Source organism: Francisella persica ATCC VR-331 (assembly GCF_001653955.1).
Classification (GTDB): Bacteria; Pseudomonadota; Gammaproteobacteria; order Francisellales; family Francisellaceae; genus Francisella; species Francisella persica.
Genome location: NZ_CP013022.1, coordinates 991729 through 1018242 on the forward strand (window position 1 = coordinate 991729; position 26514 = coordinate 1018242).

Below are 26514 nucleotides of genomic sequence, written 5' to 3' on the forward strand. Positions count from 1 at the left end.
TTACTATGTAAGTTTTAGCGTATACTTATTTTGCAATAGTAGAAAAAATTATGAAAAACTGCCTAGCATATGTTCACGCTTTATTGCAAGCCGCAAGCTCGAACAGTTGTAGAGATTGATACTATGACTTTAACAATAGCTTACACAAAGTACTTTGGTTGCAGTGAAAAAAATGAAAAATCAAAATCAAATATTAGAATTCCTGGGAATTAAGGCTTTAGATGATAAAAATATTCTAATTCAATCACTCTATTTAGATAGTCGTAAATGTGATGATAAATCAGTATTTATAGCGCTAAAAGGTCAAATTACTGACGGTAATAAATATATTGCTAATGTTTTGGCTAAAGGCGTAAGACTTGTTTTATCTGATAATCCTAAGCTAGCTAATGGAGAAAATATTTTTTTTGTAGATAATCTAAAGGATAGGCTCAGTGAATTAGCAAAATGGTTTTATGATTATAGGAAACCACAGAATATAATAGGAATAACAGGCACAAATGGTAAGACTTCTATTTCTAATTATATTGCACAGTTTTTAGATTTAAGTTCGCAAAAAACATTACTTTTAGGTACAAATGGCAATGGTATATATCCTGTTTTGAAAGAAAGCACTCATACAACGCTAGATGTTTTATCATTATATGAGGTTATATTTAGATTTAACTCATCTGATAAAGTAATACCATGTCTTGCTTCACAATCCACCCCTTCATACTTCAGCAATCTCAGTGACCATGAAGGTGAATTGAGAAACTTAGTAATGGAAGTTTCTTCACATTCATTAGATCAAAAGCGTGTTGCTGGTTTAGATTTTGATATTGCAGTATTTAGTAATCTTAGTCATGATCATCTTGATTATCATAAAACAATGGATAATTATTTTGAGGCTAAAGCTAAGTTATTTAAGTTTAAAAGTCTAAAAAAAGCTGTAATAAATATAGATGATGAGTATGGTCAAAAGTTTTGTGAAATTTGTTATTGCGATGTTATAACTGTTAGCTTAAAATCAAAAAATGCTGATGTCTATATAAGTGTAAAAAATATACATAATATGCAAATAAGCTTTGATTTGTATATTTCTCAAAAGCATATAGGTACTTATCAAACATCTTTGGTTGGTGAGTTTAATCTAATGAATTTAGGTTTAAGCCTAGGTGCATTGTATAGTTATATTGCTAGAGAACAACTTTTAGCAAGTATTGCTAGCATTAAGCCAGTAAAAGGTCGTATAGAAGTTATTGAGTTAGATAATAGTACTAAGGTTATAATCGATTATGCACATACTCCTGGTGCTTTAGAAAAAGTATTACAGACTTTAAAACAATATTCAAAATCTAATTTGTGGTGTATATTTGGCTGTGGTGGTGATAGAGATGTAACCAAAAGGCCTAAAATGGCTCAAATAGCTGAGAGATATGCTAACAAAATAGTAGTTACAGAAGATAATAATCGCTTTGAGAATATTGAAAATATTTTTAGTGATATTAAGAAAGGTTTTAATAATCCAGAAAACCATATTTTTATTACCTCTCGTGAAAAGGCTATCAAGTATAGTATAGAGAATACAAGTCAAGGTGATATTATTCTTTTAGCTGGCAAAGGTCATGAGTGTTACCTTGATAAAAATGGTGTTAAAGAGCATTTTGATGAGCGAGATATTGTAACTAAGTATAAGTTCCAGTTCAAGTGTTGAAGGAGAATGTTAAAGTATTATGGAGAAATAAATGATTAAATCACTAAAACAATTAGCAACCCAAGCAGATTTGGAATATTTTGGTGAAGATGTATCAATACAAACAGTAGCTATCAATTCAAATGAAATAAGACATGATGGTCTATTTGTTGCAATTGTGGCTAATCGTGATGGACATGAGTTTATTCCAAATGCTATTGCTAATGGTGCCAAAGCAGTTTTAGTTTCAAAAAAGCAAGATTTAGATATTCCGCAAATAGTTTGTCAAAACACTATAAAAGGCTTACGAGCAATAGCAAAAGAATATCGTAAGTCATTAACTATGCCAATAATATCTATAACAGGTAGTTGTGGTAAAACATCTGTTAAAGAAATGATTGTAGCTCTACTTGGTGAGAAAAAAATCCATTTTACTCGAGGTAATCTAAATAACTACCTTGGTGTGCCAATGACAGTATTAGAAACTTTACAGAATGCTGATTTTACAGTTATTGAGGCTGGGACAAATGTTGTTGGTGAGATAAAAGCCGCTGCTGATATCATCCAGCCAAATATAGCAATGATTACAAATATTGGTGCTTGTCATATTGAGAACCTTAAATCTCTTGATGGTGTAATGATAGAGAAGGGTGAGCTTCTAAAGGCATTACCTAAAAATGGCTACTGTATCGTAAATCTTGATGATGAAAGAATTATAAATTATGCTAAGCAACTTGAGTGTAAAAAGCTTACCTGCTCAATGACTAATCCAAAAGCTGATATTTTAGTATTAGATTATAAAGTGACATCAAAAAGTTATGCTGTTAAGATTAGAATCTTTGATAAAGAGTATGATTATCAACTACCAAATATTGGCAAGCATAATTTGTTTAATAGTGTCTTAGCTATATCTAGTGTAATTGCTGCAGGGCTTAAGCCAGAAGAATTTCTTACAAATACACAAAATATCAAAAGCTATAAAGGTAGATTCTCAAGTGAGCATCTTACAGATAAGCTAATTTTGGTTGATGATACTTATAATGCTAGTGCTGCTGCTATTGAGGCTGCTATCGAAGATTTAGCAGAATTTGATGGTAAGAAAATCATTGCTATTAGTTCAATGCGTGAACTAGGTGACGAGGCTGAAAATTATCATAGAAAGATAGGACAGTGGCTTAAAAAGGTAAATTTAGATAAGATATTTTTATTTGGCGAGAAAAATCTAATAGATTATGTTTTAGCAGAATATCCAAACCAAAATGCTAAGTACTATGATTCCAAAGATGAGCTTAATAATGATTTAACTAAAGTATTGGATGAATATAAATCACAAAATACTAAGCTAACTGTCAAGGGAGCTAGAAGTTTTAAAATGGAAGAGGTTGTGGCTTTTGTTAAGCAAAGAAAATAGATGGGATTCTATTTTGGAATGAAATTCTATCTTTAATAATATTCAAAACTCGTCTAAGCGGTTTTGGGAGCTCCCCGTAGCAACTGTCGCAGGTATTTTAGGGTATCTTCTTTATCATTATCATTACTTTAACCCATATTGATTACCTTGAGAAATCTTTTGCTTCTATTCGAGCTTGAGAATGTGATCTTAAGCTAGGTACTCTGACATATACGCCTTCAACAGGAATAGTTTTTTTAGGTTCTAAGATTTTGTGTTCTGTAGCTACTTTAATAATTCTTCTTTTGTCTATCCATTTGGAATAGCAACATTCATCCGAGGCAGGATATTATAAGCTAAAGTTTGTACAGTTTTTTTGTTGAGGGATTTTAAATGAGTCTTTTTAGAATATCTTCATTTACATCATTGGCCTTGCTCAAAAGATCTGTTTGCTGGTGGGTATTTTGTATCGCTGCAGAACCGGCTACTGAGATTGTTTGATAAGTACTAGAAAACCAATTCAACAAGATCTTCTTTAAGTAGCCCATCTATAGCTAGTGATATTAAACTAACAGTACAGTTTTACTACCTATAAAATCTTTTTTATCATTTCAATGGCATAGATTATTTGGTTATGATTTAGAGGATCTGAAACTAGAGTACTACTTTGATCTAAGCGTAGTGAAAGATGCAGCATCTATACAAAAAACCTGCCAGCCATAAGCTCTTAGTTTATGAGGACTTCTTTTTGGTGTATTTACTACCTTGGCAATTCATAAGTATATACATTTTATTAGGTTACTCAATAAATATTGGCATTTTATAACGTGTACCATATTGTTGCATCAATCCAGAAGGATGTTGTCCTACTTGAGATGTAGAAAAAAATGTTGGTGAAATATCATTTAAATATTTTGACTCGATCATACAAGACATAAAAATTGAGCCAACTATATTTCCGCGCCATCCAAAAAAAACTAACTTTAAGCATGAAAACCATCATAATCTAATTAGTGATAAAATTTACTGTTAAAGTATAATAACAAAAGTTAGTAAATTCGCTAAAGCTAGCTAATATGAGTATTTATGCTAGCTCTCAAGGATCATCAGAGATAAGTGTGACATTTGCAGTAAAGCCAGAAGATGAGACTCGTGGTGTTCATGCAATGCGCTGTCACTATAAAATACTGTAAGTGATGATATCGCAATTAAGGTAATTGGTACTAATATAGGTAAAGCTTTTATCAAGCAGTTTAAGCAAACTTATGAGAGAAGATGGTATATGGTATAAATCTATGTATTAGTCGTTACTACTAATTCAAAGAAAATGCGTATATCTTATGAAAGTTACTATTTGAAAATATAGATAATTTGCTTGAAGAGAATACATAGCAAGTTAATTTAGAAGAGTTAGTTGAATTTATGTCCTCGCATCAAAAAGGTATACGTGTAGTTACACCAAAATATGCAAACTCTGGTAGTTATGAGTTATATCAAGAGCTAAGAAAAGTTGCAAAACAAAATAGTACTAGTTTCTTGTATGAAACAAATGTTTGTGCCGGTTTTCATTTGATAATTACATTAAGAAGTATGGTCCAAGGTGGTGATGATAATGTTAAAATCATCAAAGGAATTTTCTCCGGTACATTAAGCTATTTACATAGTTAAGTAATGGTGTGATTTTCTCTGATGCAGTTAAGATAGCTTATGATGCTATAGATAAGAACTATCTATAAGACAAGATTTATTAGGTATGGATGTTGCTAGAAAGACAGTAATCTTAGCAAGAGAAATAGGTCTAAATATAGGTCAGGTCTAAAAGATTTAGTTATCGAAAATTTTAAGAGAATGTAGTGTTGAAGAGTTAGATAAGATTTGTAATAATGCTTTTACTTTTGGTGTGTCAGTACGCTTAGATAAGAACGCATCAGTTTTAGAACTTTTTCATGGTCTAACTTTGTCTTTTAAAGATTTTGGTGCCAGATTTTTAGCAAATTGTTTAAGCTCTATAAATAGCAATAAGCTATTTACATATTTTAATTGCAACTTCTGGCGATATTGGATATGCGGTATTAGGCTGTTTTTTTGGCTAAGCAAATGTGGGCTTTCCAATTGATAAAATATCAATGAGCTTAAATGCTTAATGATACTGTTGTTGACTATATAGAGACTGGTAAGTTTAATCTTAAAGCAAGTATTGAAACACTATCAAATGCTGTAGATGTTGGTAATCTTGAAAGACTTTTATATCTATTAACAATGTCAAAGCAGTTTGTGCCTCTGATTTCTAAATTATAGAAGAGATAAAGCAAGTTGATCGCCAGTATGATGAAATTGTATGTTCATATACTGAGACTGGCTTTTTTTGGCAAAAGAGGTCACTTTTATGCTAATAAAGATTATATAATTTATAATCGTAGCAAACTCTACACATCCAGCTAAATTTGATGGTGTTGTTGAGCTGATATTAGATATACAAATGCCCCCTTCAGCTTTACAGAAGCTACTATACAAAGGTTTCAATACAAAGGGAAAAATCAATAAGTCTATGGATAAGCTTTATGAGGTTTATGCAAAAGCTTTTGAGTTATAAGCTGCTATAAAATTATCGTAATGTAGTAACCTGTATAATCTCACAATCTTTAGAAATTTTTATATAATTACCGTCTTTGAACCAATCGCCTAGTACATATCTAGTGTAGTCATTTGCAATATGTATTGCCATTTTATGTGTATGACCATGAATAACAATATCATAACCTTTACGATATTTTTCTATACCTATAGAAGTGACATCTACATTTGGGTGTTTGAGGTTTTTTGCATAACTAGTTTTACGCACATTTTTTGCAGTATATTCTCTTATAAATAGCGGTAATCTTTTAAAAATAAATCTTAAAATAGGGTTGTATGCGATCCATTTTCTATACCACTGGTAGCTTTTATCATTAGTACAGAATAAATCGCCATGTGAGAAAACTATTTTTTTATCAGTAATATTTAGATAAAAAGGATCTTTAATTAGTGTAATGCCACTTTGTTTAGCGAACTTTTGGCCAATTAAAAAATCGCGATTACCGTGCATAAAAGATATTTCTAAGCCTTTATCAGAGGCTAGTTTTAACCAAGCTGTAATCTTGTGATAGAAATCATCTCGATGATTATCTCCAATCCAGTAGTCAAAAAAATCACCTAATATAAAAAGTTGATTCTGCTGTGATGTAATATTATCTAGAAATTTTTTAAAAAGCTCTGCCATTTCAGTACAATTTGTATTTAAATGTAAATCAGAAATTATATAAATATCTTTGTTATGAGCCATATTTTTGACGATATTGTTTAAATTTATTAATCATGGTTCCATCAAGATTTTTTTTAACATACTCAAAAATACTTTCAAAGTTTGTCACAGCTAAAACTGGGATGTTAAAGTCTAGAGATATTTTCTTAGTTGCTGAAATATTACTATCTTTAGCTTTCTCCTGGCGATCTATGGATAGTACAACACCAGCTATTTCAGCATGGATGCTTTTAAATTTGTTGTATGACTCATAAAAAGCAGTACCTGCTGTCATTACATCATCAATAAGTAATACTTTTTTGTTTGTCATATCAGCCCCAACAAATATGCCACTTTCACCATGGTCTTTTACTTCTTTACGATCAAAGGCATACGGTATATCGATATTGTATTTTACAGCTAAAGTAGTTGAAATAGCTGCAACTAAAGGTATTCCCTTGTATGCTGGACCAAATAAAATATCGTATTTGATATTACTTTTTATAATTAACTGTGCATAGTAATCAGCTAATGATGCAAGCTGTCTACCAGAGTTAAATAAACCAGCATTGAAAAAATATGGACTTATACGACCTGACTTGAGGGTAAACTCGCCAAATTGAAGTACTTTGCTCTCAAGAGCAAACTCTATAAACATTTTTTATCCTTAAACTTTAAATCTACTATAAGTATAAATAATAACTTTGACAATACCAAGTCAATATAACTAACAACTAAAGTAATATTGATTTAATCTTAGTAAACTACTATAATCTAGCCACTTAATATTATAAACGTTTTTAAAAAAAGACTGAATGTCAAAACATATTCATATTTTAGGTATTTGTGGTACCTTTATGGGTTCACTAGCGGTATTAGCAAAACAAAAAGGTTATAAAGTAACAGGTTCTGATGCTAATGTTTATCCGCCAATGAGTACTTATCTTGAATCTCAAGGTATAGAAATATTGCAAGGATTTGATTGCTCTCAGTTAGAGCTAAATTCTGATGAGATTATTATTGGTAATATTATGAAGAGAGGTATGCCAATAATAGAAAAAATACTTGCAGAAAAGTTAAACTATTTTTCAGGTCCTGAGTGGCTATATCAAAATATCCTTAAATATAAAAAGGTTATTGCAATAGCTGGAACACATGGTAAAACCACAACTACGACAATGACTATAAAAATACTTGAACAAGCTGGATTAAATCCAAGCTTTTTGGTTGGTGGTGTTAGTAGCGATTTTAGGGTTTCTTCACGCTATACGGATTCTCAGTATTTTGTTATTGAAGCAGATGAATATGATACTGCTTTTTTTGATAAGCGTTCAAAGTTAATTCATTATGATCCAAATATTTTTGTGATTAATAATATTGAATATGATCATGCTGATATTTTTAAAGATGTTGATGCGATATTTTGGCAATTTCATCAACTACTTAGAAAAATGCCAGCTACAGCAAAGATTATTTACAATGCTAAGGATGATAATGTACAAAAGGTAATATCTATGGGTTGTTGGTCAGAGCTTATCAAAGCAAATTCAGCCGATGGATTTTTTATAACTAAAAATAACTCCGACTACTCTAAGTTTGAATTAGCTAGTGATGGTAGTAACAGTATCCAAATATCATGGGGTTTAATAGGTGAGCATAATGCTTTAAACTCTATGAGTGCTTATGCTGTAGCGAAGCAGCTTAATATCTCTGGTGGAAATATTAAGCAAGCTTTAGATGGGTTTAAAGGTGTTAAAAGACGCCTAGAAGTATTGTCACATCGAGATAATGTTACTTTGTATGATGATTTTGCTCATCATCCAACTTCGATTAAATTGACTTTAGAAGCTGTACGTAATAAAGACAAAGATGCCTATGTAGTGGCTCTTATTGATCCACGTTCAAACACTATGCGTCAGGGGGATAATAAAGATAATCTTTCAGTATCAATAACACAAGCTGATAAAGTTTTGCTGTATAATCATAGTCTATTAAAATGGGATGCTAAAGGGCTGCTCAAAAATATTGATAATGTTGATTTTATCATGGATATTGAAGATTTTGTTACACAAATAAATGACTTACTAAATATTCATCAACACAGAAACTTACAACTTGTGATGATGAGTAATGGCTCATTTGATGGCTTAAGAGAAAAGCTAGTAAAACTTTTGGAGGCTAAATGAGTATTTTAATTTATGGAATTAATGCTGTTGATAGCTTGATAGTATCAGATCAGGCAAAAGAAATATTAGTGTTAAAAAAACAAAATCTTAATCCTAAAATAAAAGCTATCATTGTTAAAGCAAATTCAAAAGATATAAAAGTTACTTTTATTGATGATTTAAAGTTACTTCCTAGCCGTATTAGAAAAGATGCTAATCATCAGAATATTTTTGCACTAGAAAAAAAAACTTTTAAAACTTATACGGAAAATGACATTGAAAGCTTAGTTCCACAAGATAAAAATGCATTTATTTTGATATTAGATAATGTCCAAGACCCTCACAATTTTGGTGCATGTATTCGCAGTGCACATTCAGCAGGGATTGATTTTATAATTATTCCAAAAGATAATAGTGCGCCAATAAATGCGACTGTTAAAAAAGTTGCTTGTGGTGCTGTAGAACATACAAAAATTGTCATAGTTACAAATCTAGCGAGAGCTATTGAAAAGCTCAAAAAACTAGATGTTTGGATAGTTGGCTTAGCTGGTGAAGCTGATGATAGCTTATATGCTATGAACTTAGCTGACCCTATAGCAATAGTTGCTGGTGCTGAGGGAAGTGGTATGCGCCAGCGTACAAAAGCAAGTTGTGATTTTTTAGCTAACTTACCAATGTTAGGTGAGGTCTCTAGTTTAAATGTTTCAGTAGCTACTGGTATAGCATTGTATGAAACTGTTAGACAAAGAATAAGTATTATTTAGCCTCTAATAAGAGTTTTATTTTTGAACATTTATTTTGTGTGATATATACAAACTAATTAGAGTAGGACTACAATTAAAATTGCAAAAAAAATAGATCATAAAAGATAAAAATGCTCCGATAATTAATCGGATAATGAAACTTAAGATTGTATTGCTTAATATTCGTTACATCATGGTATCTTTCCAGCAATCATATGTAAAAGTTTTAAAAGATTCATAGTTAATATAAGAAACTAATTTTAGTAGAATGAAATCTATAAAATATATTATTCATTACTACACTCATAATCGTAGCAATATTAGCAAGGATAATAAAACCACAAAACTACTATCATGTAAGGCACATTTATGTGTAATATACAAGTGCTACTATATATAAGAGCAAACAATGAAGATATAACAATACGAAACTTATAATAGTCATTCGCATCATTGACTCCATTAATAAAAGCTAGCTGGTAGTAGTTTTTTATATTGTTTTGTCATTTTTAATCTTTAAACTTATATTTTTATAGTTAAGACTTAGCTTTTTTATACCACTAAGTGGTATAAAAAGTACTATTGTGATTAAATAATAGTCAATTGTTGTATAGGTAAGTTTGATACAAGCTTGAATTGTGTATGACAATATGAGAATAAATCGTAACAAAAATACTAAGAAGTGATACACTAAGATCAATACGTGTAAATACTTTAAGTTTAACTGATTCACTAAATTTTTTTAATATTCTCTTTATTGTGAGCGTAATATCATATAAATAAGCTTAGAGAAAGCATTTTTCAGAAGTTTCCCAAACATCTTGCTCTCATCAATATAGAGTTCTCTTTAGATAAATCTACTATTGCAAAACTTTATAAAGAACCTGCTTTATTAGAGTTTAAAAATATATAATGAAGAGTCTTTTAATAACGTATTTGGTAATATCAAGAAAAATAAAAGAATAGTTTACAAAGAGCAGTTACGTTTTGAAAGAAATATTTTACCACTAACTTAATAATAAGTAGAATACTAAACTTATAAAGATGAGAGTTTTATCTTTTATATAAAGATGTTTATTTATATCAAAAAACTAGCGTTAAGAGTATAACTATATCTTAAAGATTTCTAAATATTGATAAAAAAGCATAGTTATGGTAGCATATAACGGTTTTATTTTTAATATTTTTTATAATATATGAAGTCTGCAATGAATCTGCACGCAAAGAATATTTTAATCCCAGTGCTTATTACCACGATTATAATAGATGTAATGGGTGCAGGGCTTGTTTTCCCTATTATGCCGTCGTTATTTTTTGGTCAGTCATGTATTACTTTTGGTGATCCAGGCGGTAACTTTCAGAACTGGTATTATTCAATAGCTTTGGCATGTTGGCCATTAGGCTTAATGATCGGCTGTCCTATTATTGGTGAATTATCAGATAAGTATGGACGCAAAATTATCCTAATTGTTGCTTTATCAACCACATGTGTATCATATATTTTATCATCATATGCTATATACTCACATCACTATCTATTATTTGTAGCAAGTAGATTTGTTTGTGGTTTGGCTGGAGGAGCTTTCGAAATTGCTCAAGCTGCAGTCATTGATATATCTACAGAAGAAGATAAGTCTAAAAATTTAGGTTATATTACGATGGCAGCATCTTTAGGTTTTGTTGTTGGTCCGATAGTTACAAGTTTTGTTTCAGTAATGAATGTCAGTCATACATTACCGTTTATTTTTGCAGCGATATTATCACTGATTAATATTGTTTTTATAGCTATTATCATGACTAAAGATTTACCGAAGAATCCTGGTTTAGTTATTCAACTTGGAACAATCTACAAGACAATATCATTTTTATTATCTGATAAGCGTGTTAGATTAATTGGAGTAGTATATTTATTAGTTCAATGTGCGTGGGGATTTTATGGCCAGGGCATAGCATTGTTTTTAAATTTGACTTATAGCTATACAGTTTCACAAACAGGCGCCTTTTATGCTCTTATGGGATTATCTACAGCAGTCGTGAGTATTGTTATTCAACCTATAATTTTTGCAAAGTTATCTAATCAGATAGCTTTTGTAAAAGCCGCAGTTATTTGTGGTATAGGTTTTATTTTTGTGACTATTTTAATTAATCAATTCACACAATGGTTGCTGACAATAGTTTTATCAGCATCTCAACTTATTTGTTATACAGCTCTTTTAACAATGATTTCAACAGCAGTTACTGATAAGGAACAAGGTAAGGCAATGGGTGCTGCTGGAGCTGGTTTTGGTTTAGCTTGGTTTTTAAATGATATTATGATGGGACATCTTACATCAATATCTCTGAGTTTGCCAATTTCATTTGGTGGATGGATGTATTTTACTGCATCGATTATCTTTGTAATTTTCTATTAAAATATTGCGTGAAAGAGTACAAAAATCATCATTATTTGATTATTTTTATTAACTTTAGGTTAATATATTTTTAAAATGTAAGCCTAACTTTGGTAAGCAAATAGTCTTTGATAAGGTTAATTTAGAAAAATTTCAAAAGGTCAAAGAATTTGCTTGATAAGTCGTAATGCTCCAGGGTAACATCACTAATAAAAATTATTGAAGGTAAGGTAATACCCCAGACGGTCGTGAGGTTATTGTGTATAATAATGCTATTGTTTAAAGTATGATTCAGGAAGTTCATAGTGATATGCAAGGAAGTGTAGCTGATGTTATACCTCAAGGTAGTAATTCAGGTAGAGTATTTATCGCATACCAGCAAGACTTTAGGGTCAAATCCATAATCTGCTGAACTTGAACACTTACATAGTTATATCGATGAGAATCATGATTCTTTATTAATTCGTTAAAGAAAATTTCTCAATAATGTTGCTAAAAGTATAGTCTAATTAGATAGAGGACATTTGTATTGTTTTGATGGTAAATTATACTAAGTTTGTTGAGAAAAAAGCAAATACTTGATGCTCAAGAAAAGGCCTAATAGTGAGTTTAGTAAAAAGTAAGCTCAAGAAGAAGCGTGGGGTCGTTAGAGGATTAAAGCATGACGTACAAGAAATGAATGGCGAGTCAGAGCTTTAGAGCAGATGAGTCATGAAAGCAAACAAAAGCATGATTGGTAGCTGATGTTGAAGTTGCTCAAGTTGGATAAATCATCGAAAAAGATTATTCAAGCTGACAAGATTTATTTTGAATATGCTGGTAAGTATTTATTTAAAGATTTTTCAAGGCTGTGTGGCAAAAAAAAATTTTTAATTGTTTGCTTAGGCTGGATAAACTATCTCAAGGTACTCTAGCAGATAATATTAAATTTTTTGCTTTGATCATTTACATTATACACTTACCGATTACACATCAAGCTGGTGGTGAAAAGAATCGGCTTTTACTGGCAAAGATTTTATTAAAACTTAGCAATATCATACATAGTCCTTGATGAACCGTCAAATGACTTGGATATAGAGACTTTAGAAATACTTGAGGAAATGCTTATAAATTATCAAGGTACAATAATTATAGTAAGTCATGATATAGAGTTTATAAATAATATTACCAAGAATAATATATTGAGCAATTTTTAAAATAAGCTGACTTATGAACAAAAAAAACAACTACGCACAATCTGCCAAATCAGATAGAAAAAATTGAGTCTAATATTGAGATTAGACAACAACAAATGTCACAACTAGATTTTTATCAAAAATTCCAGCAGGGGATTGCAAAAGTATAAAAGTAATTAGAAGATTTAAACCGCGATCTTGAACAAAAATTGGAAAGAAGATTTTAGAATTAGAATAATCAAAATATAGTTAGGTATTTATGCCTATCATAGAGCATATGTAAGTTTAATTTTAATTGTTTAGTTTAACTATGACTACCAAAGATATAAATTCTAGAGATCTCTCAGAGAAGAGAAAAAAGTTTTAGCACAATTACCTCACTAGCTGAGTTTACTGAGCGTTATGGCTACAATAATCATTGTTGATATTCTTATTTGATCGGTAAGTTTCAAATCTCTCAAGATTTATTAGCATCTTTAGTTGGTACAACTTTTTCAATGGTTTATATCTAAGTTATTCTGGTGGTTTTGTTGCTGAGAAATATTTAGGCTATTATCGTCGTGTACTGGTTATTAGATTCTTTTTTTTTGTTAGGCTGGTTTTTTTATACTAGCATATTCAAGTAGTTAGATTATTATATAATTTATGTTTAAGTTTTGTTTATGTCATTACTGGTCTTATAAAATCAAATATGTCAGCTTTTATTGGTAGATTTTACGATAAAAGTCTAGCCTAAAATATTCAAATTAAGTAGTTTTGGTGTTTCTATACTAGATAAAATGATAATTACTTATTCTTTTAATGCTTGTGCATTGGTGTGCCTAAGTACTAAAACCAGTTTGTTTAAAGGTGATAGTTTTTTTTGTTTATCATAATCTGAAAACATAGTAAGAATCTCTTGATTGTATGGTATGTTGTGATTATTAAATTTGAGAAACACATAAGGTTTACTTATTTTAATAATGCTCCAACTAATAACATTTGATTATAAACAGGTCTATTACCTTATGACATATGTATGATTTAAATTATTTTTGATAAATTATTCAGCCTTGACAGCAATTTATTACAAAAGTTTTTAGTTGTAAGCTGAGGAGAAAAAATATGTTAAAGTGTTATAAAATATAAAAACTGTAATGTCTATTAAAATAAAAACCAATACAATATTATAGAATATTTTATCCTTTATATTGATTCAAATAAATAAAATAATACTGGTAATGTTAGCGACATTGTACATATTTGCAAACCTTATTTTAAATGTGTGTTGTATGGGTTTGCAAAATAAAAAAATACTAAAGGTATAAACCACACACCACTAAAAGACTAGTTAATTTTTCTAACGAAGTTTTATTTTTAAATAATATTTTTTTTTTGCCGTAAACCGAGAAAAATTATAAATCACAACGGTATAGATAATAACCTAAACTAGATAAATTGGATAACTGTGCGTATAGGATTCAAAATTATAGTTATATAACTACTTTCGGAGATATTTACTTCGCCAATAGCATATTTGATAGGTGCAAAGTGACTATAGTATAAGCTAATAAGTAAATAATTAAAGATATTAAAGTTTATAGTGATTAGTAAAAAAATAGAAGTAATTAATAAAAACCTATTTCAAATTTTGAGTACATTCCTAGAGCTGCTACTATAGCCAAAGTAATAGCAAGTCATTATCCAAAAAAAGCATTACATTTTGGTTAAACTTTACAAAACTATAATCCCAAAATACGCTAGATAACCTCGCTAATATATATTAAAAATAATATTAAAACCAAAGTTGTATTATGATTGAAATATAGCTTTAGAAGTTTATATAAAAAAAAGTATTTATATAAGCATACATATACAACTACATATAAGTCCAGATAAACATAGGGTTAAAAGTTATATTAGTACAAGATTTATTAGAAGGAACCAATAATTGGATGTTTATTGTAAACTATATTAAAGTTCCAAATATCCATATACAAAAAAGAAAAATAACATATAATAGTTTTTTCGAGTTTGATAACATTTTATGTATTCTTTGAATTAGTTTCTAAGAGTCACAATACGATTAAATACTAGCTTATGCTGAGAACAGTCTTTTAGGTCAGCAATGAAATAACCAACTCTGTTAAACTGGAATCGCTCTTCAACTTTGACATTTTCAAGAGATCTTTCAACTTTAGCATTTTTGATAACTTGTAATGAGTTTGGATTTAAAACATCCTCAATACGATCAGCATTTGCCGGATTTTCATCATTAAATAGGCGATCATAAATCCTAACTTCAGCATTAAGACAATTATTAGCATCAACCCAATGGATAATACAATTAGGCTTAATACCATCATTTGGCTTTTTACCACCTAGAGTTTCTGATAAATAAGAGCATTGTAGTTCTATAACTTCGCCATTAATATCAGTTATCACTTCTTGACACTCAATTACATATCCGTTTAGTAAACGAACTCTACCATTTGGACTAAATTTTTTCATATTTTTTTCTTGTTTGAAAACAAAATCGTCTCTTTCAATAAATATTTGAGATGATATTGTGATCTCTCGGCGGCCAAATTCTGGATCTTGTGGATGGTTTGGTACATCTAGATGATGGCTAGGCATATCTTTTATGCTTACTTTTATTGGATCTAAGACAACATTTTTTCTTAAAGCATTTTTGTTTAAATCGTCTCTAATAGCATCTTCTAAAACCGAAACGTCAATAACAGAATCTTGTTTAGATATTCCTATCGTGTCACAAAAATTACGAATAGATTCTGGAGTATAACCTCTGCGACGGTAGCCTTTTATAGTCGGCATACGTGGATCATCCCAGCCATTGACAAGCTTATTATCAACCAAATATTTTAGTTTTCGCTTACTTGTAATTGTGTAATTAAGATTAAGTTTTGAAAATTCAATTTGTTGTGGCTTTATCTCAAATTCTGTTTCCTCAATGACCCAATCATAGAATGGTCTTTGGTCTTGGAATTCTAAAGTGCATAGTGAATGAGTTATTTTTTCGATTGCATCCTCAAGTGGATGAGCAAATGTATACATTGGGTAAATACACCATTTATCACCTGTTTTAGGGTGGTGAGAGACCTTTATTCTGTATAAAGCTGGATCTCTAAGGTTTATATTGCCAGAGGACATATCAATTTTTGCTCTCAAAGTTTTACTACCTTCAGTAAATTTACCATTTTTCATACCTTCAAATAATTCAAGGTTCTCAGTGATACTGCGTTCTCTATATGGACTATTTTTACCTGGCTCTTTTAGCGTGCCACGGTACGTGCGTATTTCTTCTGCTGACAAATCACAGACATAAGCCTTGCCTTTTTTTATAAGTAATATAGCTAGTTCATACATTTTATCAAAATATTCAGAAGCAAAACGCGGTTGATTTTCCCATTTAAAACCAAGCCACTCTACATCTTCTTGGATAGCATTTATATACTCAATATCTTCTTTGTCAGGATTGGTATCATCAAAGCGTAGATTGCATTTACCACCAAATTCTTGTGCAATACTGAAATTAAGACATATAGATTTTGCGTGACCAATATGAAGGTAGCCATTAGGCTCAGGAGGGAAGCGAGTTAGAATACCTGAGACTTTCTTTGTTTCAATGTCTTTCTTGATGATATTTTTTATAAAATTAGTCTTGTTCACTTTAATTTCACTAGTCACTTTTGTCGTAGAAATAATTGCTTAAATTATAGTTTATTTAATAGTTTACTTTATTACAAAAACAATAACATTTTTTTTGAAAAAAAAATATATACTAGCTATAATTTTTACTTAATATTTAATTGCTTTGTAAGCTAAGGGACTTTTGTTAATGGATCCTTCAACCATAGATGAAAATAAGTATCTATATACTTGTGAAAATGTGCATAAAAACCTTTCTCTCGAAGAATTAGCAAAATATGCACATAATAGCGATGGTTTTATATGTTATGATGGTAAAACATTAGTGGTTGACAGTGGTGAGATCAAAGGTAGACTCCCTGATGATAAATACATTGTTGAGACTAAATATGCTATAAAGAATATCTGGTGGAGCGAAGATGGATCAGATAATAAAAGGTTAAAAAGAAAAAACTGGAAGTTAATCAAAGAAAAGCTACTTCAAGAATTAGCAACAAAGGATCTTTTTGTTGTTGATGGTTTTTATAATCATGATGAAAGAAATACCATAGCAGTTAGATTAATAACTACTCAGGCTTCAGCTGCTTATTTTTTAAAGTTAATATCGATAACTCCGAGTAAAAAAGAATTAGAGTCATTTGATCCACAATGGGTAATAATGCATTCATACGAAACGCAGATAGATGATTATCTAGATCTTAATTTAAACTCTCCAAAGGTAATAGCAACTAATCTCAAACAGCGAGAAAGTATATTAGTTGGGACTATGTATCTTGCTGAGATAAATAAGGCACTGTTATCAGTTATGAGCTATTATCTTTCATTGAATAATATTGGCGTATTTTACTGTGCTGTCAGTGTTGATACCGAAGCTAATAGTACGATGTTTTTTGGCTTATCTGGTAGTGGTAAAACAACGCTAGCTTTAGACCGAAATAAGAGTCTAGTTGCTAATGAGGCGATTGCCTGGACAGAAATGCGCGGTGTATATAGCTTAGAGTCAGGTTTGACAATTAAATCAGCAAGTTTTAAAAAAGATGATCTACGGATTAGAGAAGCATTAGCTGGAGATCTTTTGATAGAAAATCCTAACTTTGATGATAGTCAAAATATTATATTTGGTGAGAAAAGTAATTCACAAAGCAATACCTATGTGACTTTCCCGCGTGAAAACTTTGATAATGTTGTAAATACTGATAATCCTAATACAATAATCTTTCTTGTAAAAGACGCAAAAGGTGTGCTACCAAGAGTTGCAAAACTTAGTAAGGGTCAGGCAATTTACTATTTTTTATCTGGGTATACTTCTACTTCTATAGGTGTAGAGGCAGGTGTTACAGAACCTAAACCAGAGTTTACAAGTTGCTATGCACAACCATTTTTACTACTTAAGCCAACTAGATATGCTAATATATTACGCCAGCGCTTAAAGCATAGCAATGCTAAAATTTATATGATAAATGTTGGCTGGATTGAGGGTGATTATAAGACAGGTAGGAGAGTTCCTGTTGAGGAGACAAAAAAAATTGTTAACTACTTATTGACTAAACCGGAGAATGTTAGCTTTAAATTTACTCGTCAAAAGTATTTTAATTTTAAAGCTTTAACTTCAATAAATGATAATGGTCAAGAACTTCAACTTACCAATAATTGGATTGATAGCGCTGAATACAAAAAAGAATATAAATCGTTAGTAAGAGCTTTTATCAAAAATTATGAGCAGTTCGAAAATGATGATTTTGCGATGAAATATAAAAAATTCGAGCCAACTATCTAGAGACTGATTTTGACTCTATTAAAAAAATAACATATTATATGTATAAATACTCGAAGGTAATTAAACATTTTTAATATGCTGATTTATATTTTTGTATGGTTAAGCCGTTTCAAAGGTTTAGAAGTTTTTAGTAGTTATGTATCAGTAAGAATAATCATGATTTCGATAACATCGTTACTAATTACTCTTTCTCTTGGTAGGCCGATGATTAGGTGGTTACAGAAGATGCAAATAGGTCAAGTTGTTAGAGATGACGGTCCACAAAGCCATTTTTCTAAAAGAAATACCCCAACTATGGGAGGTATTTTGATTCTTTCATCAGTTATTATTTCTTGTATACTTTGGGGAGATTTGACAAGTATATATTTATGGATTTTGATTTTAGTGGTTATTTTCTTTGGAGCTATTGGATTCTTTGATGATTATTTGAAGCTGGTACTTAAGCATCCTAAAGGTTTAAGAGCTAAGTACAAGTTTGCTTTGCAATCAATTTTCTCAATAGTTTTGGCTATAGTTTTATTTTATCTATTGTCTAAGAATGGTCAGATAAGTTTATTAATACCGTTCTCAAAGAGTATATATATCCCAATGGGTATTGTTTTATTTGTGGTTTTGACATTTTTTATTGTCAATGGAAGTAGTAATGCTGTTAATCTTACTGATGGACTAGATGGTTTAGCTATTGTACCTGTTGTGCTTGTCGCGGCTGGATTAGGTATTTATGCATACATTGAGACTAATAGTACTTTAGCAAATTATTTATTGTTGAACTATTTAGGTAACTCTGGACTTGCTGAGGTGGCAGTTTTTTGTGCAGCTTTGTGTGGTTCTGGTTTAGCATTTTTATGGTTTAATTCTCATCCAGCGGAAGTATTTATGGGAGATGTTGGCTCGCTAACACTAGGTGCAGTACTTGGTGTAATTGCAGTGATTATACGTCAAGAGTTGATATTTTTTATTATGGGATTATTATTTGTTGTAGAGGCTTTATCAGTGATGTTACAAGTAGGCTCATATAAGCTTAGAAATGGTAAAAGAATTTTTAGAATGGCACCTATACATCATCATTTTGAATTAAAAGGTTGGCCAGAAACAAAAGTTGTAATACGCTTTTGGATAATTTCTTTGATACTTTTTTTAATTGGTTTAGCTGCTATCAAGGTTAGGTAATGTTTGGTTTTTATTTTAATTATAACAAGATAACCAAACTACTGATGGTTGGTTATGGCTCTACAGGTAAGTCTGTTTGTGATTTTCTCGCAGGTTTTATCGATATTACAGTTGATATATCGCATAATAATGATGAGTTTGTTAATTATGATTTAGATAATTATGACTTAATTACAGTCAGCCCAGGAATTCCTCTTAATAAGTCACCATATAGAGTGCTAGCTAAATTTAAAGATAAAATAGTCAGTGATGTTGACATATTTTATCAGTATATTAAGAATACTAAAGCTAAAACAATTGCTGTCACAGGATCAAATGGTAAAAGCACAGTAGTGACAATGACTGATTTTGTCCTTAAAGACCTTGGTTATAAAAGTATTCTTGTTGGTAATATTGGTACCCCAGCTCTAAATAAAATATATGAAAAATTTGATTACTGTATTGTTGAACTATCGAGCTTTCAGATAGATTTATTAAATTGTGTCAGATTTGACTTAGGTTGTGTTATTAATGTCTCACCAGATCATTTAGATAGACACCAAAATTTTGAGGAATATAAGCAGTCAAAACTTAATTTAGCAAAATTTAGTAATGATTTTTTTGTTTATGATGTACATAATAATGGCATCAAGTATGCTGGTGAATATCAAATAGTAAGAGGAGTTATCTATAAGAACTCGACAAAGCTATTAGATATTAATGAGACTAATCTGTTTGGTTGGCATAATTTAGAAAATATTATTGTGGTGCTAAATATCCTTTATAGGTTAGGCTTAGATATTAATCAATCAATAAACTCTATTAAAAAATTTAAAGGTTTAGAACATTGCTGTAAGATTGTAAAGAAAGTAAATGGCATAACTTATATAAATGATTCAAAAGGTACCAATGTTGGTGCTACAATAGCTGCTCTTAACAGTATAACAAATTCTAAAAATATCATATTATTATTAGGTGGAGTAGCAAAGGGTGGTGATTTTAGTTTGATAATAAAATCGCTAGATAAATATGTTAAATATGTCTATTTATATGGAGATGATAAAGAATATATTGAAAGCTGTATCAAAAGCTATTGTAAATATCAGCTATGTAATAATATGAAACAAGCTTTCGAACTAGCTAGTCAAAAAGCTCAAGATAATGAGATAGTATTATTATCACCAGCATGTGCAAGCTTTGATGAGTTTAATAGTTATGCACAGCGTGGTGAAGTTTTTCAAAATCTTGTTGCTCAGCTAGAGCAAAAAAGTTAGGAAGTAAAAGTGCTATATAGATTAAAGCTGTTATTAAGCAGGAAAAACTCAAAAAAAGAACGTGTAAGAGCCAAACTAGAGATTGATGTTTCAATTGTCTTTATAATGCTTGGTCTGCTTACTTTTGGTTGGGTGATGGTGACTTCTGCATCAATGATTGTTGCTCTAGATGACTACAATAATCCTTATTTTTATTCTATTAGGCAGGGTTTTTTTGCAATTATTGCAATCTTTTTGTTTTTATTAACTTTATTAGTACCAACTAAGAATTATGAAAAGAATTATAATACTTTTTTCTTTGTGATGCTGATTATTTTGGTTGCTGTACTTGTGCCAGGAATTGGAAAAAGTGTTAACGGTGCGCGACGCTGGATACCTTTGTTAATTATTAATATCCAAGTTGCAGAGTTAGCTAAACTTTTAACAATTATATTCTTCTCAGGTTATATCGCTGAAAATCTAAAAAAAATGGCTAGTTTTAAAGAAGGAATTCTCACACCAATCACTTTATTGGGTTGTATCGCTATATTGTTGTTGATGCAGCCAGATTTTGGCTCTACAGTTGTTATCTCAATATGTGTTATGGGGATGCTGTTTGTATCAGGTAACAAAGTGCGTTGGTATGGTTTACTTTTGGGTGCTATGGTTATGATGGCAGCAATGTTAGTAATTATATCACCATATCGAATGCACAGAATCACAGGTTTTTTACACCCATGGGAAAATGCTAATGGCTCTGGCTATCAGCTTGTTCAAGCGTTGATAGGTTTTGGACGTGGTGGCTGGTTTGGTGATGGGCTTGGCAATGGTATTCAAAAACAGTTTTTCTTACCAGAGGCACATACTGACTTTATCACTTCTGTAATTACTGAAGAGTTAGGTGTTGTTGGCTTGATGGTTTTACTTGCAGTGTATTTATTTATTGTGTTTAGAGCTATGAGTATTGCTAAAATGGCCTTTGAACTTAAGAGATACTATCAGGCTTTTCTTGCTTATGGTGTTGGCTTTTGGATTGCCTTTCAAGTTTTTGTTAATATTGGTGTTAATATAGGATTACTCCCTACTAAGGGGCTTACACTACCACTTATAAGTTATGGAGGAAGTAGTTTATTAATTATGTGTTATACATTAGGCGTCTTGGTTAGAGTTGATTTTGAGAACAAACTTTTAGCAGATATGATTAATCCACGCTATATCTACAAGAAGGTAAAATAGTAGTTATTGTAGTATAATGTTGTGATCTTTCTGATCTTTTAGCGCTTGTTTGGAGTTTAAGTATGCAAATTCTTTAACGCGTGATTGCGATATTGGGTCTTTTATATCAATATCAACAGCAGGGTGACACATTATTATGCCACCATCTTTAATTTCGGCGTAAGCTTCTAGAATAACTCTTCTAAAGTCTTGATTATTACTCTCTAACGAGTAGATACCAGAAAAACTTGAGTTATGTTTGATATTATTGTTTATTAACATTTTATAGAATTTTTTTGCGCCGCTATGATAAATTATTAGTGACTTAAAATTTGACTTATCCATTTTATATGTTGAGCGAATATATGTTTGCTTAGTATACATATTGAAATCTTTATATAGATTTATAACAGCTTTTCTAATCACTGGAAAATGATGAACATGCTGATGACCATCTATAAAATCAGGTAACTCACCCCAATGTTCGATAAATTTATTTATCTGAGCTTTCAACTCATTATAAACATGGTCATAACTTATTGCTCTGAGTTTTGATTTAACAAGAAGTTTTGATAGCGATAAAAATTTGCGATTACTAGTTATAGATTTTGGATTTGTAAAAGCACTACCCTCAGTTAAATTTAAATGTATGCCAACATGACTAAAATCATCATATATTTTTCTCAATTGAACAATTCCTAGTTTGAATGCTGGCATATTTGGCATACAGCTAGTGGCATTAATAATCTTTTTTTCTAAAAGATTAATAATAGCGCTGTTAATATTATCACTCATACCAAAGTCATCTGCACAAATTATTATTTTTTTTACCATAACTTTTATTTGCTAGTATAATTACTGCCTTTACTACTATATATTTTATACTTTCATAGTTATAATATCATTATAATTAAGCTTAATGTAGTTTGTATTTGTGATGACAAGTAGGAATGTTGATAAACCGATTGTTTATGCGGTGATACCAGTTTATAATGAAGAAGTACTAATAGATCCCTTTTTGAGGGAGCTAGCAGCTAAACTTAGCCAAATTACTATAAACTATAAAATAGTAGTTGTTGATGACGGAAGTTCAGATAATTCTAAGAGAATTATTCAAAAATTAGTTGATCAGATCAATATCAAATTTATTAGTTTTTCAAGAAACTTTGGTCAGGAGGCAGCTATTACAGCTGGTCTAGAAGCATCTAAAGATGCTGATGCTGCAATAATAATGGATTGTGACTTCCAACATCCTATTGAAATAATAGATCAGTTTTACAGCAAATGGTGTGAAGGCTACTCTAATGTTTATGGCGTAAGAACAAGAAATGATCAGAGTGCTACAAGAAGTTTTCTATCTAAGACATTCTTTAAGCTTAGCAATAAGCTTATGGGAGTGAAAATTCCTTCTAATGCTGGTTATTTTAGATTATTAGATAAACAATGTATAAAAGCATTTAATTCACTACCTGAGAATAGTCATTTTATTAGGGGGATTTTTGCATGGATTGGCTTTAGCTCTTATGCTGTCCCATTTGAGGTAGCAGATCGTAAAGATGGTACTTCAAGTCGCTGGGGATACAAAAAACTCTTTAAGCTAGCATTTACTGGTATATTCTCTTTCTCATCAGTTCCTCTTAGATTGATATCTGTTTTAGGTATTGTAATTTCAATATTTGCATTGACATACGGCTTTTATATTTTTGTTCAAAGCTTGTTCTTTAATAATGTCAATGTATCAGGTTGGCCAACTATAGTTGTGAGTATTATGTTCTTTAGTGGTGTTCAGCTTATTTCTCTGGGAGTTTTAGGTGAGTATATAAGTCGTATATTTGATGAGGCAAAAAAGCGCCCTAGATATATTATTGATGAATATGAAAGTAGAAATATTTAAAATCTTATATATTTTCTATTTTGTAACCCTGTTTATCTAATTGATCTAAGCTTTTATTTTTAGTTAGAAAGAAAAAAGTCTTTTGGTAAGTAATTGCTTACTTTTGTCGAGTTACCCAATTAATCTTATGCATATTAATATGCTTAAATACTAACATTTAATTAGTGTTATTTTAATTTTAATAGGAGCAAAAATTTTAACTTTATGTTTTTAAAACTCACTAAAAGTTAAGTAGTTTAATTATTAATAGTCTTCAATTTAGTTATTTTACAACCATGACTACAACATTTTTATTATAGCTACCTTTAATTTCAAAATTTATGCTAGGGTATGTTTGTTTTAATTTTTGTAACTGTTTTTCAGAAGTAAAGATAATAATATTTTTGTTAGTATTTAGCAGTTTATTAAATTCAGGATAAGTTATTAGATATTTAGGCCATTGACCATTATGTGCTTGTTTATATTGGTTTATGCCATAGTAAAATTCTCTTGCCCAGTTATCGATTTCAGGCTTATAAGTATTCCAGTTGTAAACTATGTAGATATTACCATTGAGTAATATTGGTAGATCTTCATCATAGCCTTTTTGTTTTAGCTCTTCTTTCAATATAAAATGTTTTGGTTGTGGCCTATTATAATAAACAAAGATAGTATCTGAATTAGAATCATTGAGTACCTTAGTAACGAGAGGCTCAGAAGTTCTTAGATCAAAATAAGGAATTACAAGTTGTCCTAAAATATTAAGTAGCATTAGAGCAAAAATTATTAGCGTAATTGCCTGTTTAATTTGATTTTTTAATGATAATTTAAGACTAAAAGCTATTATCAACGCAGTTACTACTACTAAAGTAGTATATAGCAAAGGTACTTCAGTATTTAAAAGAAGCTTTTGCATTAAAGAAAATACGATAATAGCAACAGCGGCTACTAGAAATATTATGCTTGTAATAATATGCATTTTTTTAAACATAGTAATATTGTCATTATTTTTAACTATTTTCTCAAATGATAATGCCATTAATAGTGATAATGGTGCAAATATAGGCAAAATATAGCTTACGATTTTTGAGCTGGGAATTGAAAAAAATACTAAAATTAACAAACACCAAGATGCTATTAAAAAAGTTGTGGAGTCTTGCTTTCTATTTTGCCAAATTATTTTTGTACCTTTAAATAATCTATTAAGGAGTAAGACACTAAATGGTAAGAATACAGCGAGGATGACTACAAAATAAAACCATGGTCCTATTGCATTGTTAAAGCCATGACCAACAAAGCGATAAAATTGTTGAAAATAGAAGAAAAAATATAAAAAGTCAGGGTTTTGTTGCTGTGCTAATACTAGCCAAGGTGTGACTATAGCAACAAATAATACTGCTCCTGTAGGTATATATAGTTCTTTTAGTCTATACCAATTATTAGTTATAAGCATCCAAATAAATATAGTCATGCATGGAAAGACAATAGACATAAGTCCTTTAGTTAGAAATGCTAGGGCAGAGACAAAATATGCTGTATACATAAGCAAGCGCTTAGCCTTAGCATTAGTCTGTTTTAAACTAGCTAGGCATAAAAAAAATGCAATCCAAAGTAGGTTAGCTACTATAAGATCCATATTTGCATAGTGAGCCTCAAAAAAATAAAGTACATTTGCAGATAAAATAAGACTAGCTAGAATTCCAGCAAAGCGCGAATAGAAGTACCTACCAAAAGTATATATCGAAATACATCCTAATATACCAAATAAAGCTTGAGGTAGCCTAATTGCCCATGGGTTAATACCAAAAAAATTGATTGAAGTAGCCTCAAGCCAATAATAAAGAGGCGGCTTATCTAAAAAAGGTACACCATTGATAGTTGGAGTAACCCAGTTACCAGAGCTTAGCATTTCGCGTGCTATTTCGGGATAGCGACCCTCATCGGGTATACTAAGATGGCGCCAACCAAGAAAGATAAAGAAATATACTATATATATGCTTAGTAAAATAAATATATCAAAATAGTAAGAATTTTTAAATTTACTCATGTTAGTATTTTCTGTCAAAAGCATGGGGTAAATTTAGCTGTAATTAATCAAAAACTCAAGAAAATATTAGCCTTAAGATTATTTGCAACTATATTTCACTGAATTGTTCTGGTTTTTCTTCTTCATTCTGAAATAGAAATTTATGCATTTGTTCTTTGAGAAATTCTTTTGCTTTTTGATCAATTAGATTTAAACGGTATTCGTTAATCAAGATGGTTTGATACGCTAACCATGCTTGCCAAGCTTGATTAGAGATTTCCGCATGAATTTTTTTACCTAGCTCGCCAGGTATTGGCTGAAATGGAATTGCATCTAACTCTTGATGATATTTTTTACAAAAAACTTTTGTCATATGATTTTACTCCTTTAATCTTAAATACATCGTTTAGGTTTAGGCAAACCAGCTAACTTAGCTGCTTGTACGGCTGGTGATACTGGAAATAACATTTGTAAATATAGACTACTACCTATTTTTTCATCGTATTTTTCCTTCAAAACTTTTACAAGCTCTCTAATTGCTGGCGATTTATTGGTTTGTTGATAAAATTGACGTAGAAACTTTATAACAAGTATATGATCTTGTGTCAGTGATATATTTTCTTGTGCAGCAGCTAAATTGCAGAAATTTATATCCCAACTTGCAAAGTCAAGTAAAAAGCCTTGCTCGTCTGTGTTGTAGTTATTCACAAATATGGTAAAATTTAATATAAGTTCTTACTATCTACAATTATAAC

General features: G+C 30.4%; 17 protein-coding genes and 7 pseudogenes. 16 read left to right on the forward strand and 8 right to left on the reverse strand.

The features are described from left to right. Positions 1 to 172 precede the first annotated feature (172 nt). Positions 173 to 1696 carry a Mur ligase family protein gene (locus FSC845_RS04390; protein WP_064460884.1) on the forward strand — a complete coding sequence of 508 codons (1524 nt, stop codon included), beginning with the start codon at positions 173 to 175 and terminating at the stop codon, positions 1694 to 1696. Positions 1697 to 1727: 31 nt separating this feature from the next. Then, on the forward strand, positions 1728 to 3086 hold the full coding sequence (locus FSC845_RS04395) for a UDP-N-acetylmuramoyl-tripeptide--D-alanyl-D-alanine ligase (RefSeq protein WP_064460885.1): 1359 nt from the start codon (positions 1728 to 1730) through the stop codon (positions 3084 to 3086). On the opposite strand, the pseudogene FSC845_RS09685 reads toward FSC845_RS04395, so the two are convergent. Next, positions 3070 to 4001 (reverse strand): annotated as a pseudogene (locus FSC845_RS09685) (aspartate-semialdehyde dehydrogenase). The gene FSC845_RS04395 and the pseudogene FSC845_RS09685 sit on opposite strands and share 17 nt — an antisense overlap. A 110-nt stretch (positions 4002 to 4111) precedes the next feature. On the opposite strand from FSC845_RS09685, the pseudogene FSC845_RS09690 reads away from it, so the two are divergent. Both FSC845_RS09690 and FSC845_RS10065 read left to right on the forward strand, forming a co-directional pair. Beyond that, positions 4112 to 4929: pseudogene (locus FSC845_RS09690) on the forward strand (bifunctional aspartate kinase/homoserine dehydrogenase I); the annotation flags it as partial. Next, positions 4930 to 5658, forward strand: a pseudogene (locus FSC845_RS10065) (threonine synthase); the annotation flags it as partial. 12 nt (positions 5659 to 5670) lie between these two features. Here the strand turns inward: FSC845_RS10065 and FSC845_RS04410 are convergent. Next, positions 5671 to 6387, reverse strand: a complete 717-nt coding sequence (locus tag FSC845_RS04410) for a UDP-2,3-diacylglucosamine diphosphatase (protein ID WP_064460887.1) — start codon at positions 6385 to 6387, stop codon at positions 5671 to 5673. Then, positions 6377 to 7003: an orotate phosphoribosyltransferase gene (gene pyrE / locus FSC845_RS04415; RefSeq protein WP_064460888.1), complete on the reverse strand. Its 627-nt coding sequence runs from the start codon at positions 7001 to 7003 to the stop codon at positions 6377 to 6379. Before pyrE ends, FSC845_RS04410 begins: the two co-directional genes overlap by 11 nt. 157 nt (positions 7004 to 7160) lie before the next feature. On the opposite strand from pyrE, the gene mpl reads away from it, so the two are divergent. The 7 genes and pseudogenes from mpl to FSC845_RS10075 all read left to right on the forward strand — a co-directional run. Further along, positions 7161 to 8531: a UDP-N-acetylmuramate:L-alanyl-gamma-D-glutamyl-meso-diaminopimelate ligase gene (mpl, locus tag FSC845_RS04420; RefSeq protein ID WP_064460889.1), complete on the forward strand. Its 1371-nt coding sequence runs from the start codon at positions 7161 to 7163 to the stop codon at positions 8529 to 8531. Next, positions 8528 to 9274: a 23S rRNA (guanosine(2251)-2'-O)-methyltransferase RlmB gene (rlmB, locus tag FSC845_RS04425; RefSeq protein ID WP_068594364.1), complete on the forward strand. Its 747-nt coding sequence runs from the start codon at positions 8528 to 8530 to the stop codon at positions 9272 to 9274. Before mpl ends, rlmB begins: the two co-directional genes overlap by 4 nt. A 714-nt stretch (positions 9275 to 9988) precedes the next feature. Next, positions 9989 to 10390: pseudogene (locus tag FSC845_RS09695) on the forward strand (FUSC family protein); the annotation flags it as partial. A 71-nt stretch (positions 10391 to 10461) separates the two neighbouring features. Beyond that, positions 10462 to 11716, forward strand: a pseudogene (locus tag FSC845_RS04430) (MFS transporter). A 213-nt stretch (positions 11717 to 11929) separates the two neighbouring features. Further along, positions 11930 to 12055 (forward strand): hypothetical protein, encoded by a 126-nt coding sequence (locus FSC845_RS10070; RefSeq protein WP_407637676.1) that lies wholly within the window; start codon positions 11930 to 11932, stop codon positions 12053 to 12055. 67 nt (positions 12056 to 12122) lie between these two features. After that, a pseudogene (locus tag FSC845_RS07285) lies at positions 12123 to 12985 on the forward strand (ABC transporter ATP-binding protein); the annotation flags it as partial. 143 nt (positions 12986 to 13128) lie between these two features. After that, a pseudogene (locus FSC845_RS10075) lies at positions 13129 to 13545 on the forward strand (peptide MFS transporter); the annotation flags it as partial. 1313 nt (positions 13546 to 14858) lie between these two features. Here the strand turns inward: FSC845_RS10075 and FSC845_RS04440 are convergent. Next, positions 14859 to 16505, reverse strand: a complete 1647-nt coding sequence (locus FSC845_RS04440) for a glutamine--tRNA ligase/YqeY domain fusion protein (RefSeq protein WP_064460891.1) — start codon at positions 16503 to 16505, stop codon at positions 14859 to 14861. Positions 16506 to 16656: 151 nt separating this feature from the next. Between FSC845_RS04440 and FSC845_RS04445 the strand changes: the two genes are divergently transcribed. The 4 genes from FSC845_RS04445 (at position 16657) to ftsW (ending at position 21881) form a co-directional block, all read left to right on the forward strand. Next, entirely contained in the window at positions 16657 to 18243 is a 1587-nt protein-coding gene (locus FSC845_RS04445) for a phosphoenolpyruvate carboxykinase (ATP) (protein WP_064460892.1), read from the forward strand. A gap of 75 nt (positions 18244 to 18318) precedes the next feature. Then, positions 18319 to 19413, forward strand: a complete 1095-nt coding sequence (mraY, locus tag FSC845_RS04450) for a phospho-N-acetylmuramoyl-pentapeptide-transferase (protein WP_064460893.1) — start codon at positions 18319 to 18321, stop codon at positions 19411 to 19413. Next, on the forward strand, positions 19413 to 20666 hold the full coding sequence (gene murD, locus FSC845_RS04455) for a UDP-N-acetylmuramoyl-L-alanine--D-glutamate ligase (protein WP_064460894.1): 1254 nt from the start codon (positions 19413 to 19415) through the stop codon (positions 20664 to 20666). The genes mraY and murD overlap by 1 nt, the downstream gene beginning before the upstream one ends. 9 nt (positions 20667 to 20675) lie before the next feature. Next, the gene (gene ftsW, locus FSC845_RS04460; protein ID WP_064460895.1) at positions 20676 to 21881 is read left to right on the forward strand and encodes a putative lipid II flippase FtsW; all 1206 of its coding nucleotides are present in this window, start codon (positions 20676 to 20678) and stop codon (positions 21879 to 21881) included. Between the two features lie 3 nt (positions 21882 to 21884). Here ftsW and naxD read toward each other — a convergent pair whose 3' ends face one another. Then, positions 21885 to 22694 carry an N-acetylhexosamine deacetylase NaxD gene (gene naxD, locus FSC845_RS04465; protein WP_064460896.1) on the reverse strand — a complete coding sequence of 270 codons (810 nt, stop codon included), beginning with the start codon at positions 22692 to 22694 and terminating at the stop codon, positions 21885 to 21887. A 100-nt stretch (positions 22695 to 22794) separates the two neighbouring features. Between naxD and FSC845_RS04470 the strand changes: the two genes are divergently transcribed. Beyond that, positions 22795 to 23754 (forward strand): glycosyltransferase family 2 protein, encoded by a 960-nt coding sequence (locus FSC845_RS04470; RefSeq protein ID WP_144416475.1) that lies wholly within the window; start codon positions 22795 to 22797, stop codon positions 23752 to 23754. A gap of 262 nt (positions 23755 to 24016) precedes the next feature. Here FSC845_RS04470 and FSC845_RS04475 read toward each other — a convergent pair whose 3' ends face one another. The 3 genes from FSC845_RS04475 to FSC845_RS04485 all read right to left on the reverse strand — a co-directional run bounded on the left by FSC845_RS04475 (position 24017) and on the right by FSC845_RS04485 (position 26467). Further along, entirely contained in the window at positions 24017 to 25780 is a 1764-nt protein-coding gene (locus FSC845_RS04475) for an ArnT family glycosyltransferase (protein ID WP_064461732.1), read from the reverse strand. An 88-nt stretch (positions 25781 to 25868) separates the two neighbouring features. After that, positions 25869 to 26132 carry an oxidative damage protection protein gene (locus tag FSC845_RS04480; RefSeq protein WP_064460898.1) on the reverse strand — a complete coding sequence of 88 codons (264 nt, stop codon included), beginning with the start codon at positions 26130 to 26132 and terminating at the stop codon, positions 25869 to 25871. Between the two features lie 20 nt (positions 26133 to 26152). Then, positions 26153 to 26467: a TusE/DsrC/DsvC family sulfur relay protein gene (locus tag FSC845_RS04485; RefSeq protein WP_064460899.1), complete on the reverse strand. Its 315-nt coding sequence runs from the start codon at positions 26465 to 26467 to the stop codon at positions 26153 to 26155. Positions 26468 to 26514: the final 47 nt, after the last annotated feature.